This is a genomic window from Aquimarina spinulae (assembly GCF_943373825.1).
GTDB classification, from domain to species: Bacteria; Bacteroidota; Bacteroidia; order Flavobacteriales; family Flavobacteriaceae; genus Aquimarina; species Aquimarina spinulae.
In genome coordinates, this window is record NZ_CALSBP010000001.1 from 246,371 (window position 1) to 261,794 (window position 15,424).

18 protein-coding genes are annotated in these 15,424 nt (G+C 31.4%); 9 read left to right on the forward strand and 9 right to left on the reverse strand.

Annotation, left to right across the window (positions count from 1 at the left end; genetic code table 11):
- Positions 1-253: 253 nt before the first annotated feature.
- Together NNH57_RS01140 and NNH57_RS01145 are read left to right on the forward strand one after the other, a co-directional pair.
- Entirely contained in the window at positions 254-1,426 is a 1,173-nt protein-coding gene (locus tag NNH57_RS01140) for a hypothetical protein (protein ID WP_132065806.1), read from the forward strand.
- 123 nt (positions 1,427-1,549) lie between these two features.
- Entirely contained in the window at positions 1,550-1,942 is a 393-nt protein-coding gene (locus NNH57_RS01145) for an acyl-CoA thioesterase (protein ID WP_074408017.1), read from the forward strand.
- Here the strand turns inward: NNH57_RS01145 and NNH57_RS01150 are convergent.
- From NNH57_RS01150 to recF, 3 genes are read right to left on the reverse strand one after another with little or no spacing between them, the layout of a single operon-like run.
- Entirely contained in the window at positions 1,928-2,224 is a 297-nt protein-coding gene (locus tag NNH57_RS01150; protein WP_074408016.1) for a DciA family protein, read from the reverse strand. The two genes, NNH57_RS01145 and NNH57_RS01150, sit on opposite strands and share 15 nt — an antisense overlap.
- Positions 2,224-2,637 carry a hypothetical protein gene (locus NNH57_RS01155; protein WP_074408015.1) on the reverse strand — a complete coding sequence of 138 codons (414 nt, stop codon included), beginning with the start codon at positions 2,635-2,637 and terminating at the stop codon, positions 2,224-2,226. Before NNH57_RS01155 ends, NNH57_RS01150 begins: the two co-directional genes overlap by 1 nt.
- A 55-nt stretch (positions 2,638-2,692) precedes the next feature.
- Positions 2,693-3,793: a DNA replication/repair protein RecF gene (gene recF, locus NNH57_RS01160; RefSeq protein ID WP_074408014.1), complete on the reverse strand. Its 1,101-nt coding sequence runs from the start codon at positions 3,791-3,793 to the stop codon at positions 2,693-2,695.
- A gap of 136 nt (positions 3,794-3,929) precedes the next feature.
- On the opposite strand from recF, the gene NNH57_RS01165 reads away from it, so the two are divergent.
- From NNH57_RS01165 to NNH57_RS01195, 7 genes are all read left to right on the forward strand, one after another.
- The gene (locus NNH57_RS01165) at positions 3,930-4,700 is read left to right on the forward strand and encodes a tetratricopeptide repeat protein (protein ID WP_074408013.1); all 771 of its coding nucleotides are present in this window, start codon (positions 3,930-3,932) and stop codon (positions 4,698-4,700) included.
- A gap of 65 nt (positions 4,701-4,765) precedes the next feature.
- The gene (gene ribH, locus NNH57_RS01170; RefSeq protein WP_074408012.1) at positions 4,766-5,269 is read left to right on the forward strand and encodes a 6,7-dimethyl-8-ribityllumazine synthase; all 504 of its coding nucleotides are present in this window, start codon (positions 4,766-4,768) and stop codon (positions 5,267-5,269) included.
- 84 nt (positions 5,270-5,353) lie between these two features.
- Positions 5,354-5,692, forward strand: a complete 339-nt coding sequence (locus tag NNH57_RS01175; protein WP_231389074.1) for a hypothetical protein — start codon at positions 5,354-5,356, stop codon at positions 5,690-5,692.
- On the forward strand, positions 5,693-7,573 hold the full coding sequence (gene mutL, locus NNH57_RS01180) for a DNA mismatch repair endonuclease MutL (RefSeq protein WP_074408011.1): 1,881 nt from the start codon (positions 5,693-5,695) through the stop codon (positions 7,571-7,573).
- A 7-nt stretch (positions 7,574-7,580) separates the two neighbouring features.
- Positions 7,581-8,333, forward strand: a complete 753-nt coding sequence (locus NNH57_RS01185; protein WP_074408010.1) for a rhomboid family intramembrane serine protease — start codon at positions 7,581-7,583, stop codon at positions 8,331-8,333.
- Between the two features lie 3 nt (positions 8,334-8,336).
- Positions 8,337-9,215: a rhomboid family protein gene (locus NNH57_RS01190; protein WP_108808512.1), complete on the forward strand. Its 879-nt coding sequence runs from the start codon at positions 8,337-8,339 to the stop codon at positions 9,213-9,215.
- A 2-nt stretch (positions 9,216-9,217) separates the two neighbouring features.
- Positions 9,218-10,234: an endonuclease/exonuclease/phosphatase family protein gene (locus NNH57_RS01195; protein ID WP_108808513.1), complete on the forward strand. Its 1,017-nt coding sequence runs from the start codon at positions 9,218-9,220 to the stop codon at positions 10,232-10,234.
- 24 nt (positions 10,235-10,258) lie between these two features.
- Here the strand turns inward: NNH57_RS01195 and NNH57_RS01200 are convergent, their stop codons facing one another.
- The 6 genes from NNH57_RS01200 to NNH57_RS01225 all read right to left on the reverse strand — a co-directional run bounded on the left by NNH57_RS01200 (position 10,259) and on the right by NNH57_RS01225 (position 15,347).
- Positions 10,259-11,035 carry a M949_RS01915 family surface polysaccharide biosynthesis protein gene (locus tag NNH57_RS01200; protein ID WP_074408007.1) on the reverse strand — a complete coding sequence of 259 codons (777 nt, stop codon included), beginning with the start codon at positions 11,033-11,035 and terminating at the stop codon, positions 10,259-10,261.
- A gap of 90 nt (positions 11,036-11,125) precedes the next feature.
- On the reverse strand, positions 11,126-11,434 hold the full coding sequence (locus NNH57_RS01205) for a DUF6122 family protein (RefSeq protein ID WP_108808514.1): 309 nt from the start codon (positions 11,432-11,434) through the stop codon (positions 11,126-11,128).
- Between the two features lie 82 nt (positions 11,435-11,516).
- On the reverse strand, positions 11,517-12,404 hold the full coding sequence (locus NNH57_RS01210) for a hypothetical protein (RefSeq protein ID WP_254504079.1): 888 nt from the start codon (positions 12,402-12,404) through the stop codon (positions 11,517-11,519).
- Between the two features lie 76 nt (positions 12,405-12,480).
- Positions 12,481-13,866: an MBOAT family O-acyltransferase gene (locus tag NNH57_RS01215; RefSeq protein ID WP_108808516.1), complete on the reverse strand. Its 1,386-nt coding sequence runs from the start codon at positions 13,864-13,866 to the stop codon at positions 12,481-12,483.
- Between the two features lie 78 nt (positions 13,867-13,944).
- Complete coding sequence (locus tag NNH57_RS01220) at positions 13,945-15,138, reverse strand: cytochrome P450 (protein WP_074408003.1); 1,194 nt, start codon at positions 15,136-15,138, stop codon at positions 13,945-13,947.
- Positions 15,117-15,347: an acyl carrier protein gene (locus NNH57_RS01225; RefSeq protein ID WP_074408002.1), complete on the reverse strand. Its 231-nt coding sequence runs from the start codon at positions 15,345-15,347 to the stop codon at positions 15,117-15,119. The genes NNH57_RS01220 and NNH57_RS01225 overlap by 22 nt, the downstream gene beginning before the upstream one ends.
- Positions 15,348-15,424: the final 77 nt, after the last annotated feature.

Here is a 15,424-nt window from a genome sequence, read left to right on the forward strand (position 1 = left end):
TCGTTTTAAACTCTATAACTTTATAGAACGATGAATATCGAATATTGTGATTTAAGACCCAATGTTTTTTTATAATAATACAGGTAAATTAAAATTTATCGAGTTGTTTTATTATTTTTAAATATGTTAGATGTATTTAGATAGTCTTTTGATTCTAATTTTATTTTATATACATTCATCCATATTAAATAGAGAAATGGGGTAGGGTAAATGAGTTTGTAAACGTTATAAATATATCTAGAACAGTTTAATATTGAATAAATTAAGTACATATTGCAAAGGTTTTATACTCGCATTGGTAATGTTTACATACTCTTGTGTAAATGATGACTCTTTTTTTCCTGATAGTATAGATGCTAAGATTACATCTACAACAACAATAGTATCTATCCTTAATGATATAAAAACAAGAAATTCGATAGTAAACGAAGAAGATCTGTGTTTTACTTTTAAATACCCATTAATATTTGGATATAATACAGATTCGACCATACGAGTTGATGACTATCAAGGGTTACTTGGAGTAATTTCTGGACAAAGCGCAAATTTTAATATAACCGGGCTGCAATTTCCTGTTCAGATCATGTTTAAAGGAGCCAATAGTACAATTCTTGTAGAGAATGAAGATACTTTGATTAATGTGCTTAGAGAATGTGAGATAAAAACGTTTAGAGACGTTTTTAATCATTTATATAGGCAATGTTTTAAGTTTGAATATCCTATTGTTCTAAACGATAAAGACAATAAAGAAGTAGATATTGATACAGAGGAAAGCTTTAGTCGTTTTCTTGTAGATCAAGGTGCTAATTATCAACCAGATTTTAAGTTTCCAATATCGATATTAGTTACTCCTGACCTTAAACCGACACGGATATCAACATATTATGAATTTTATGAAATTATAAATAATTGCATTGGATGTCCTGCAATACGATTTGAAATCCAACCTTTACAAGAGAATGAGTATAGGTTTATTCCAGATATTGAGATTATGGAAGGATATCAATTGTTTTTCAAAATCAATGGAGAAGTGATTACCGATCAGGTTATTGATGGAAACCCATTTACAAGACAATTCACCCCAGGAACATATGAAACGTGTATAAAAGTAATTACGACTAACTGTCTTAAAGGAACAATTGCTTGTAAAGAAATTGTAGTAGAGCCTATTTGTCCCGTTGTTACATTTACTAATGAACGGGTTACAGGTACAAATACATATAAATTTAACCCCTCTGTTACGGGAGTGAGTAATGATGTTACTATAGGTTGGTATGTAAATGAAGTTTTTATCGAAAACTCATTGTTAAGTGCCGGGATAGTAGAACTAGATTTGGATCAAGGTACAAATAATGTATGTGCAAAAGTGATAACTCCAAATTGCCCCAATGGGCAAAAGTTTTGTGATGAAGTAGTTGTTCCCTAACTACCTTTTATAGTGTTAATGACAGAGCGTTAAATAGTATATGTCTTAACTTTAAAATCCTTTTCTTTTATCGAGTATAGAACACGATATTTTTGATAATTTTGCGATAAACAAAATGAAGTCATGAAATATCACACCAGAAAAATTGTAAAACCAGGCGATTTAAATTCTAATGAGACGTTATTTGGAGGTAGATTATTAGAATGGATAGATGAAGAAGCGGCATTGTATGCAATTATACAATTACAAAATAGAAGGGTAGTGACCAAATTTATGTCTGAAATCAATTTTGTAAGCTCTGCGGTACAAGGTGATATTATTGAAATAGGAATGGATGTCGTGAAATTTGGAAATACTTCTTTAATTCTTAAATGTGAAGTGAGGAATAAATTAACACGCAAAACAATTATTAAGGTAGAAAATATAACGGTGGTTAATCTTGATGTCAATGGAAAACCAGTGTCACACGGTAAAACTAAGGTTGTACACGAAAAAAAAGAACTACCTCAGAACTAGTTTTTTGACTAATACTTTACCTAATTCATCATTGAGGTTGTCTATTATTTTTTGTCTGCCATAACTAAGTTCTTCTCTTAATACAGATGATGTAAGTTCTACATACACAGTTTCTCTTTCAAGTTTAATATTTCGAGTATACTTTGTTATTGCAGGGCCCATTATTTTTTCCCAAACATCACGTACAGCAACCTTGTCCAACCCTTTTTGTAAATTATTGTCAGAAACAAAGCTTTTTAAAACTTCTTCCATACTCTGATGTTCTTGATGACGTTTTGCCATTATAATTGTAGCTTTTGATATCGTTGATAAAAGTAAACATTTCCTGTTTCATTCTTGAAAATTATCTCGTTTTCTTTTGCAGAAATAATGGTTTCTTTCCATGTTGCTAACGAATTTTTATACTGTAGTCTTACACTATCATTTTCAATAGTTATAGAAAAAAACTCCTGATTATCGGTAACTATAAAACCCCCATCTAGTCTAGGACGTACTTTTTTACGTATTCCTATCGAGTCTTTAACTTCAAAAAAGTCAATATCCTGATTGAACATATATTCTTTTTCGTTTCCATCAGATAATACTACCTTTTTAATTTCCCAATACCCATTTAGATATTGAATATACTCTTTTGGATCTGTGGTTGTACAAGAAGTAATGTATAGAAGTAGTGTATAAAGTAAAACTCGCCGCATATTTTATCTGAGTGTTTTTATCTTTTTTATTAACCAGAAGATATTAGTACTTGTTTTAGTTTTCTGATTCGTTGTTTTTTAGCTTGATGATTTTGTATGATTGTGATATTTTTTTCACCACACTTTCTGTTCGATCTGCATGGGTATCACTAATAAATAATTGCCCAAAATTTTGATCATCAACCAATTTTATAATATGTTCTACGCGTTTTTCGTCGAGTTTGTCAAAAATATCATCGAGTAAAAGTATAGGATTCACTTTACTTTGTTTTTTTATAAAATCGAATTGAGCCAATTTTAAAGCAATAAGAAATGATTTTTGTTGTCCCTGGCTTCCAAATTTTTTAATAGGATATCCTTCAATTTCAAAAGACAAATCATCTTTGTGAACTCCCACACTAGTGTATTGTAGCATTCTGTCTTTAGAAAGGTTTTGCTCTAAAAGAGTTAGCAAATTAGTTTCAGATAGCTTACTTTGATAAGAAAGAGTAACACTTTCCTTACCAGAGCTAATGGCTTGGTACCTATTTTCGAAAATAGGAATAAAAATCTCTAAAAATGCTGCTCTTTTTTCATAGATAATGCTACCGTATTCATGCATTTGCTGGTTGTACACCTCTAAGGTGGTAGGATCAAAAGTGTTGTTAGCGATAAAGTACTTTAGTAGAGAATTACGTTGTGATACAATTTTAGAATATTTTAATAATGTTTTTAGATAAGATTGATCACTCTGAGAAATCACACCATCTATAAATTTACGGCGAGTGTCACTCCCTTCTGTAATCAAATCTCTATCTGCCGGAGAAATAATTACCAAAGGTAAAAAACCAATATGCTCGCTAAAAGTATCGTAAATTTTTGCGTTGCGTTTGATTACTTTTTTTTGCCCTCTTTTTGCACTTACAATAACTTTTTCATCACGATCTTCTTTTGTGTAAAGACCATCGATGACAAAAAAATCGGTATTATGTTTAATGTTTTGACTGGTAATTGGATTAAAATAACTTTTACCAAATGACAAATGATAAATAGCATCCAGAATATTTGTTTTTCCGACTCCATTATTTCCGACAAGGCAGTTTATCTTATCATCAAATTCAAAATTGATGGCCTCAAAATTTTTATAATTAAGTAAAGAAAGAGATTTTAAAATCATAAAATATTGATCATCAAGGAATATCGACTTTAATAGAATTCTTAGTTAATCGATGCAAATTATTGAAAAATAATAAATAGTTGTGCTTTTAATTGTGAATAAATATTTTATTTTTGCCGTTCATTAAAGCAAACTTATGGCAACTTACAAGAAACGTGGACACAAACCAAAAAACAAAGCTGAAGAGGTTGAGCAAATAGAAGATAATTCAACAACTGCTGAGGTATTTAATACCTTAGACGAAGGAGCTTCTAAAACTGAAGAATGGGTTGCAGCTAATCAAAAATACATATTAGGTGCTGTTGGAGTGATAGCCGTTGTGATATTAGGATATCTTGGGTTTCAGAAATTTATCCAGGAACCAAAAGAAGAAGAAGCAGCTAATGAAATGTTTACAGCACAACAGTATTTTGATAATGCTGTTAATGGTAACTCTAAACTTAGCGATTCATTATATACTTTAGCTCTTAATGGAGGAGAAGGAAAATATGGTTTTTTAGGAATTATAGAAAACTATGGTAGTACAGATGCAGCTAATCTATCTAACTACTACGCTGGATTTTCTTACCTAAATATGAATAAATATCAGGAAGCTATTAATTACCTTGATAGTTTTAAGAGCGATGACGATATATTAGGTCCTTTGGCTCTTGGTGGTATAGGAGATGCATTTTCTCAGCTTGATCAAACAGAAGAAGCATTAGGGTATTATGAAAAAGCTGTTAAAGCAAAGACTAATGACTTTACCACTCCAAAGTTTTTATTAAAAGCAGCAATTACCGCAATATCTCTTAATAAACCAGAAGTTGCAATTCCATACTTAAAAAGAATTAAAGAAGAGTTTCCTAAGAGTGTAGAAGCTAATCAGGCAGACGTTCACCTAGGTAAAGCACAGGCAATGAAGTAATAGTTTTGTGGTTGCGGTTTTTAGTTTTTTTTACTGAAACCTGAAACCCGAGACACAAAATCAATATGGCTACAGAAAATAAAAATTTATCACAATACGATAAAACAACTATCCCAAATGCGAAAAATTTTCGGTTTGGGATTGTTGTTTCAGAATGGAATGAAGAAATTACCGAAGGGCTGTTTCAAGGTGCATTTGATGCATTTATAGATTGTGGGGCAGTAAAGGAAAATATTGTACGGTGGAATGTACCTGGGAGTTTCGAATTGATATACGGATGTAAGAAAATGCAGGAATCCTTTGATATGCTCGATGCAGTTATTGCTATAGGGTCTGTTATACAAGGAGAAACCAAACATTTTGACTTTGTTTGTGGTGGTGTTACGCAAGGAATCAAGGATTTAAATATCGCTAGTGATATCCCTGTAATCTTTTGTGTGCTTACAGATAATACACTACAACAGTCTATTGATCGCTCTGGAGGTAAGCACGGTAATAAAGGAACAGAAGCAGCAATTGCAGCTATCAAGATGGCACAACTACGTAAAGATGCAACCTTTTATAAATAAGAATTCTCTGGCTAAAATCTAAGCGGCATAATCTTTGTTATTTATATTTTGATGTTATTGTAATGCTAAAAGCTTTACATTACAATGCTTTTTAAGTATATTTGGATAATCAAAAAGATAGAGCAGATTGTGAAGTTAAGTATCCCAAAAAGAAGAAAAAACCGTAGATTCAATTACACACCAAGGTACTATGAAGGTAAAAGTGGGGGTAATATCTATGATTTTGAGAACAAAATTACCAAATACAGGGATGCTACAAATGATATAGATTTTGGTTCACACTGGGCAGAAGCCCGTAAATCGAGCCGTAATCGAGGTAATCGTGAAATTAATAGAAAGGTTATTTATATTGCAATGATCCTGATCTTCATCTTTTTGTATATAATTGATTTTGATTTATCCATATTTACTGCACGACGATAGATGTCTGATATCATTCAACTATTACCAGATCACGTAGCTAATCAAATTGCTGCTGGGGAGGTGGTCCAACGACCGGCTTCAGTAGTGAAAGAGCTGTTAGAGAACGCCATTGATGCTCAGGCTACACATATAAAATTAATCATAAAAGAAGCTGGTAAAACTCTTATTCAGGTTATTGATAATGGATCAGGAATGAGCGTTACCGATGCCAGACTGAGTTTTGAGCGTCATGCTACTTCAAAAATAAAAACCGCAGAAGATCTTTTTGAATTAAATACCAAAGGTTTTAGAGGAGAAGCTCTGGCTTCTATTGCTGCGATTGCCCATGTAGAATTAAAAACGAAACAAGAAGAAGATGAGGTGGGTACAGAGATTAATATCGAAGGTAGCGAAGTAATTTCTCAAGAAGTATGCGTAACACCCAAAGGAACCTCTATAAGTGTCAAAAATTTATTTTATAATATTCCCGCACGGCGAAATTTTTTAAAATCAAATGCAGTAGAACTACGTCATATTATTGATGAATTCCACCGGGTAACGATGGCGCATCATGCTATTAAATTTGATATGTATCATAATGGCAGTGAAATTTTTAATTTACCTATTTCAAATTGTCGCCAGCGAATTGTAAATATTTTTGGAGGAAAAACCAATGAAAAACTTGTCCCTGTTAAAGAAGAAACAGACTTGGTGACTATTAATGGGTTTATAGGAAAACCAGAATATGCCAAACGTACCCGAGGTGAGCAGTTTTTCTTTGTTAATAATAGATATATTAAGAGTGGTTATTTAAACCATGCTGTTAATGCCGCATTCGAAGGGTTGCTAAAAGATAAAGCACACCCTAGCTATTTTGTATACCTTACGGTAGATCCCAAATCGATAGATATTAATATCCACCCTACTAAGACCGAAATTAAATTCGAGGATGAGCATGCGTTGTATGCCATGCTAAGAGCTTCGATAAAACATAGCCTGGGACAATTTAATGTAGCACCCGTGTTAGATTTTAACAGAGATGCTTCGATGGATACACCATATGAGTATAAAAGTAAAACTGCTCAGACACCTACAATAGAGGTAGATCGTAATTTTAATCCGTTTAAAGAAGAAAAAGTATCTGGTTCTGGTGGTGGTTCATTTTCAGGCAAAAGCCATACATCGTTTAAAAAAGAATCTGCCGGAGACTGGGAAAACCTGTATGTGGGTTTAGAATCTGAAATGACAACTACCAAGCCCATAGAAAATGATTTTTCTTCTGTGGAATTTGAAAGTGCAGAAGTTACAGGGTCGTTGTTTGAGTCTGATGAAAAAAAAGTTGGGCATCATACAACCTATCAACTTAGAAAAAAATATATTGTTACTACTATTAAAAGCGGGATGGTGATTGTAAATCAACATCGCGCGCACCAAAGAATATTGTATGAAGAATTACTACGCAATATTACTATGGCAAGTGCAGTAAGTCAACAACTTTTATTTCCGCTTACACTTTCTTTTACCAAAAAAGAGATTGACCTTCTTACGACGGTAAAAGAACAGCTCGAAAATACAGGGTTTGTTTTTGGAGAGTTATCCCCCGGAGAAGTTGAAATTACAGGAATACCATCGGTTACTTCAGAAAAAGAGGTTGCTCAACTTTTAGAGCAACTTATCAGTGATCTCGAAGAAGAGGTGCCAGATAGTGGTTTTTCTCAAACCGATCTGCTTGCAAGATCCATTTCAAAAAGTATTGCAGTACGAGCAGGAGTAGAATTGGCTTCAGAACAGCAACAATATATGGTAAATAGCCTATTTGCATGCACCGAGCCTACAATAACACCAAATAATAAGCCGACTTTCATCACGTTAACAGTAGATGAAATCGATAAGAAATTTTAATATATAAATGGGGAGAATTACAGATACAGTAAAAGGGTTATTAATAATTAATGTCATTTTTTTTGTAGGGTCTTTATCTCTGGGAAATAATGCTTTTGAATGGTTTGCACTCTGGTTTCCTAAAAATGATAATTTCCAGATATGGCAAATTGTTTCCCATATGTTTATGCATGCAGATGCAGGACATATCTTTTTTAATATGTTCGCTTTGTACATGTTCGGAAGCCATCTTGAAAATTCTATTGGCCAGAAAAAATTTCTTTTTATTTACTTTTTTTCAGGTCTTGGTGCGGTAGGTTTTCAAATTTTATTTTCATATTTTCAGTTTACCCCGGGATATCAGGCATATTTAGATGCAGGTTTTACTCCTGCAGAAGTTGGTAAATTTATACAAGATACTGTTGCGTCTGGTCAATATAAAGTGTACCCTAATATACCACAAGAAGTTACCGAGAGGATGATTGGAGCTTATGTAACGCCTATGGTAGGAGCTTCGGGTGCTATTTTTGGAATATTAGCAGCATTTGCAGTACTATATCCTAATTTGCCATTATATATAATTTTTATTCCCATTCCTATTAAAGCAAAATATTTGATAGGAGGCTATTTTTTATTAGATCTTTATGGAGGAATAACAGGGCAAGCAATTTTAGGCCCTTCTAATGTAGCGCATTGGGCACATATAGGTGGTGCCGTAATTGGGTTTGTTACCATGTGGTATTGGAAAAAGAATTCGTTCAATGATAAACGGTGGTATTAATCGATGACAACTAATAATCTATCATATCAGTTTAAAACAGCTAATGTAATCATTAAGCTTATTGTGATTAATGTAGCCTTATTTTTATTCGCTACACTAGGATCCTGGATTTTTAAAACCAGCCCAGGTGCTTTGATGGAGTGGTTTGTTTTACCTGTTGATCCGGGAGCGCTAATAATACAGCCCTGGAGTATGCTCACGTATAGTTTTCTACATTTTGATTTTTGGCATATTTTCTGGAATATGCTGGTGCTATACTGGTTTGGGCAATATGTTTTAAACTTATTTACCGAAAAAAGATTTCTCACGATTTACGTATTAGGTGCTATCTGCGGAGGATTACTATTTGTGTTGGCATATAATCTGTTTCCGGTTTTAAATAACACATTAGCATATTTAATCGGTGCCTCGGCAGCAGTTCGTGCCATTATGATTTTTATTGCAGCATATACACCAAATTCTGAAGTACGAATCTTCATGTTTAACATCAAATTATGGCAGATAGGAGTGTTTGTAGTACTTTCTGATCTAATTCAAATCCCTACCTCTGGTAACGCAGGTGGATTGATCGCTCATTTAGGTGGTGCTTTATTCGGGTATATGTATGCAATTCAGCTTAAAAAAGGAAATGATATTGGTGCCTGGTTCGAAAAACTGATGGATGGATTGGGTGCTATGTTCACACCTAAAAAGAAAAGCCCGTTAAAGACAGTTCATAAATCAAAAACTCATAAAAGGACTCCTAAAAAAACAGTAGCTTCTGCAACCAAAACCCCTAATCAGAAACAAATCGATGCTATTTTGGATAAAATTAGTAAAAGTGGATATGATAGCTTAACCAAAGAAGAGAAAGATTTTTTGTTTAAAGCAGGGAAGGAGTAATTATGAGGAAAGTAATTAGCAAGATCGTCTTTTTGATGAACGCTATGGCAGCCTTTGCCTTATTACTATCTTATTTATTGCCTTATGTTTCTCCAAAAATGTTTCCGCTATTATCGGTTCTAAGTTTGGCTGTACCTATTCTAATTGTGATTAATGTACTGTTTCTGTTGTTTTGGGCAATACAACTTAATAAAAAAGGAATACTTTCTCTTGTTGCACTAATTCTTGGTATTTCTCATGTGTCTTCATTATATAAATTAAGAGGAAAATCGGTTGATGAGATCAAGGATGGTATTTCATTAATGAGTTATAATGTGCATAGCTTTAATCGCTTTTTCTGGATAACTTCAGAAACAATCCCTCAGGATATTTCAAAACTGGTGAAAGACCAAAATCCAGATGTGTTTTGCGCTCAGGAGTATTATAACAATCCAGATATCGATTTTAGTCAATATTCAAATAAGTATGAGTATTTTAATCATAATAGTCGGGAGTTGGCATTGGTGATCTTTTCAAAATACCCATTTATTAATAAAGGATCTTTAAATTTTGAGAATACGGCCAATAATGTGATTTTTGCAGATGTGGCATTTCCTAAGGATACGATTAGAATATATAATATTCATTTACAATCCCATAGAATTAGTTCTAAAACAGACGATCTGGCTAAAGCAGATTCTCAAAAATTATTAAAACGTATCGGAGTATCTTTTAAAAGGCAACAAACTCAGACAGAGCAGCTCATCGAGCATATGAAATCTTCTCCATATAGAAATATTGTGATGGGCGATTTTAATAATACTGCATATTCATATGTGTACGATAAAATTAGATCAGAAAATCTTCAGGATACTTTTAAGAAAGCAGGAAAAGGATTTGGTAAAACCTTTAAGTTCGAATTGTTTCCGGCCAGAATTGATTTTATTTTAGTCCCCGAAGAATTCGAGGTGCAAGGGTTTCAAAGTTTTGACCAAGAACTTTCAGATCATTATCCAATACTTTCAAAAATAAAGTTTTAACATAGAAATCGTAAGTACCTAATACTACAACCCATCAATACTGGTCGAGTAATTCTCCATTTCTGCTTCCCAATCTTTATAGAAAACTGCATGTTTGTTTTTCATCATTAACCTCATTTTTTCTTTTACGGCTTGTTGTATTTGCTGAGGCAATCCATAGAATTTTTGACTGATTTTGGTTAACCTTCCATCATAATCACTATTCTGATGTCTAATGGTTACTCTTCTTTTATTATGATAGATAATAATCTTTACTCTGCCATCTGTATACCCATCTTGACCCATAGTACCATAAGTCAATATAAGATCTGCCAGGCCATCCTTGTCTATATCAGATATTTCTGAGTATGTATTCCAAAACCCAATCGATGATTCCCAGTCTTTGTCTATGTCATCTTTTAGAGCAGACCTTTTTTTAAACTTATTACTTTTATAAGAGAGGTTGAGTACTTTTATCTGGTTATACAAGGAGTCATTTTTTTCATCTGTTTCTTTGAAACGTTCTGATAATAATAGATAGTTTTCTCCAGAATCATCTTTATATGAATATGCCTGGTGAACAGGGTATTCAATGCCTAACTGCCTTTTTATTCTTTTGGTAAAAGTAGATACGATTTCCTTATTAGAAAGCTTACGGGCAATTTGGGGATCATATGAAATAGAATCAGATCTTTTAAGCTCTACTTTGATGGTAGAATCCTCTTTTGTTGCTTGTTGCTCTGTATTGTTATTGGAATCTTTTGTTTGTTTTCCACAAGAAAATAAGCTAACAATTACGATAAAAAATAGAAATTTGTTCATAGAAAAAAATAGATTAAAAGCAGTTTATTAGCACCAGTTCTATACTAAATGTAATCAATATTTTCTAAAATGGAATGTATAAGCTATTTTTTACATCATCCGGCAATCAAGCAGATCTGTAAGAATATGCCATAGCAGAGCTAATCCGATAATTCTCGTTTTAGGAAAAAATAACATAATTCCATATGCCGTAATAGCATAATAACTATGTAAAGGATGGAATCCAATACTGCACCGATTAGGGTCAAAAATTTGATCGGCTAAAATATGATCGATATCGATTAGCATAGCTGCGATAAACAGAAAATAAACCCTCTTCCATTGTTTGGGAAAGAAGAGTAATGCGATTAGTAAAGGGAGTATGAGATGAAAGCCGTAATGTATTATAGGTCGAATCATATTAGTCAATTTAACTATTTAAAGAGAAGTAAATCCATAAATTCATAAAAGTACTTTTAATGAGGTATTACTTATAAATAGGTTATTGCTTTTTTAGAAAAAAAGAACTTTCTATAAGATGAGAAAGTAAGTTAGTATATTTTTTTGCTCCTAAACTATTTAAATGGTTCTCATCTGATAAATATTTGGAGTTAACCATACTATCTAAAAAAGACTTAGAATATTTTATTTTCAAACTGTCTGGTAGTGAATGGTATAACGGAATTACAATGTTTTTTTCCTTTTCGTTTCTATATGTAATGGGTAAAAAGAAAATTATTTTGGAATTATTCTCACTACTTAGTTCTAATAAATAATTAATATAATTTTGGTAAGAGGTTAAATTCTTGTTTTTTGTTGAAGGAGAATTAATTTCTTCATAGGAGATAAAAGGAGATGTTGAATTAAAGTTACTTTTATTTAAAGAAATAAACCCCATTTCTTTTATATTCTCTTTATCATCATCATTTTGACTAAGCATTCTTTTTACATCTTCTTTCACTGAAATTTTTTTAAAAAAGAGGTAATTTAATATATTAAGTTTAAGTAATAATCTTTTTCGGAAACTTTCATTTTTAGCCAATTTATCAATGGTTTTTAGGATATTAATATTTGCTTCCTTAGAAAATTTAATAAAACCACTAGGTAATTCTTGCTTTAATGGTGATAATTCAATAAATAATACTTTTGAAGTTTTTTCTTTCATCAAGAAATCAGCTAGGATACAATTGCTTAAAAAAGTTGAACCATTAATTCCTAAATTGTTTATATTTCTATTACCAAAATGTTCTTTAAGTATTTTTGGATTAATGCTTTGTTGTACTCTACTAGAACCAATAAAATGATATGAAATTCCCTTGATATTGGATATTTCATTTGCAATACTGGCAAAATAGTTAGTATCACTATAAAAGGTGTCTTTTTTTAACAATAGTATTGTAGACAATACTATTGTTCCTAAAGTAATTAGTTTTATAATGGTTTTTTTAGTTTTCATACGATGTATATCAAAAAAGGGTATAATAATTGTCTACTCCTGCATTTAAGCTAAAAACTAAAATTATCAGGGTAAGTTTGATATAAATAAACCAACGATTAAATAAAGGTTTACTTTGTAAATACTCATCAAACCTCTTGTTTTCTGCTTTACTATAATGATAATCCATGATGATGAAAGCAAAGATTATTATTGCTATATTGTTTGTTTGCCGGTAAATGATTTCTTTTGGAATGGATGCAGAATTTATAAAAATTGTCTTAATTAGATACATCAAATCTGGAGAAATAAATATTAATGCGAGAATACATGAAAATAATAGGTGGTAAATATATCCAGTGACTTTTCTTACTTTGGGATATGGTAATTTTTGCAAGTTTACTTTTTTTTCAAGTATAATCCATAATCCATTGCAAATCCCCCATATTAATAAGGTAAGAGTAAATTCATGCCATAAGGCAATTAGTATGAAAGTGATTAGTAGTAATAGATATGTGTATTTTCTTTTTTTATCATATTTTGCTAGTATAAAGAAAAAATAATCTCTAAACCATTCATTTAGCGTGATGTGCCACCCTCTCCAGAATTGCTGTCTTGAAGAAGAAAAATATACACGATTACGAAAATTATCTTTAAGTTGAATACCAAAAATTTGAGAGATACCTTGAAAAAAATCAATAAATGAACTAAAATTACAATAGAGATAGAAAAAGAAAAGCAATCCCAAAATTAAATAGTAGGGACCACTAATTTCTGAGTTCGATAATACATTTATTAAAATAAATATTCTTTGGGCAATAACCATATTTTTAAACAAACCCCAGAGTATTAATCGCATTCCTTTTGAAATAGAAGTATCCGAAATAGAAATGTTTTTAAATTGCGGGATTAGATATTTAGCCCTATGTAATGGCCCAGAAAATATGGTTGGGAAATAGATTAAGTATAACAGGACTAAAAAAAAGCTTTTTTCTGGTTTAATGTATTTTCTTTTGATGTCTATCAAATAACTTATTCCATTAAAAGTGAAATAAGAAAGACCAATTATTTGAAATAAGGATGACCATCTAAGTACTTCTAAAATTTGAAAATCTTTAGAAGTATAATTTTCAAAATGAAAACCTGTGCCAGTTATTTTGTATATAATTAAGGGGATTAATATACAAAACACTCCTAATCTAATTTTTGAAAGATTACGGTGTATTACAAAACCTAATCTAAATATAATATAGGCAAGCAATATTAAAAACAACATTTTATAACCAACTAATATGTAGTAAAAGCCTAAACTTGTTATCAAAAGAGCTTTCCATTTATTTTCTTTTTTGAATAAAGCTAGAAGAACTATAGAACAGGCAATATATAAAATGATTAGTAGTAAATTAAACTCTACCATTTAGTGTGTTTTCTAAAAATATTAGGATATATTTTGATGCTTACGTTTTGCATATGTACAAGAATATTATAGTTTATCTTATTTCAATTTTATTGATAAAGAACTTGCAGTTCGCATAAAAATTTGTCTTGCCCACTTTGTTGATTGAGTATCGTCTATTGTAAAATCTTTCAAAAAACTAATCATAGGTTTTAGACAATACCTCATTTCTTGTCGTGATATCTGCGCTCCCAAACAAAAGTGATTTCCACCACCAAAAGCCAAATGTTCATTTGGAGTTCTATTGGGGGTTATCTTATCTGGGTCTGTGAAATTTTCTGGATCACGATTTGCACTAGCTAAGCACAGGTATAATTTTGATTTAGCAGGGATAACGATATCATTGTATTCTATAACTTCATTGTTTACTCTTACAGTATATTGTAGCGGAGAGGAAAACCTGAATAATTCTTCAATCAAAAGGTTTAACTCTCTAGTGTCATTATGTAATACATAATTTATTAATTTTTGATCCCTTAGTATTTCAAATAAAGCCATAGTAAGGTTGTCTTTTGAGGTTTCAAAAGCAGCCATTACAGAAATAGCCATAATTGAATAGATATCTTCATCTGTATATTCTATATCTAATTTATTAGCAAAAAACCTAATATTCTCTTTGTATTTTGAGTCATGAAAAATGTCTTTACCCCATAAAAACCACGAATTAATTTCTTTATATATTTGTTTCGGAATAAATAAATCCTGACTTCTAGCAAGCATATTTGAGTATTTTTTAATGCTCTCAAAACTTTCAAAATCTTTAATGCCAAAAAGTTTTTCGGTAATTAAAAAAATAAAATATGCACAATACTCTACCAAATCAATAGTAATTGAATTTTTGTAATGATCATTTAAGATGGCAAGAGACTCTTTTATAACTTGATTTAACTCAAATTCTTTTAATGATTTACCCATTACAGCTCTTAAGTTTTTATGTTCATCACCATTTAAATACATAGGCCACTTTTGAGTTCCTTTTGACAAATATGGACATGTACTTGTGTTTTTAAATATGTAAGGCTCTTTCGTTTGTAGATATGAACTAAGCTCAGATACACTAAAATCATTTGAACGAAGAATTTTGCTAACATCTTTATACTTGAAAAATATAAATTCGTTATGCACTCCTTTATGAATCGGGTTTTCTTCTCTACATTGCTTTAGGTGGGGGTATGGATTATCAAAATATCCCTTAGTGTATGGATTCCAAATTATTTTTGATTCTCGACCCATGTAACAAGCTTGTTAATTGTATTGTATTCAGAAAAAAGGGTTGGGTCAATTTCTCCTATATTCAGTTTTGATTCTAAATCAAAAGCCAAGGTTAAAATAGATAGAGAATCCATATTGAAGTTAATAAATTCTAGGTCACAAGATATCTCGTTGATAGGTAATTCAGTTTCTTCAGCGATTTTTTCCTGAAGCCATAATTTTATATTCATATTGTAGTTTGATGTTTTTTGGTCGGCAAATATAGATTAAGAAATTCTAGATATTAAAATAACCAAATATAATTTGT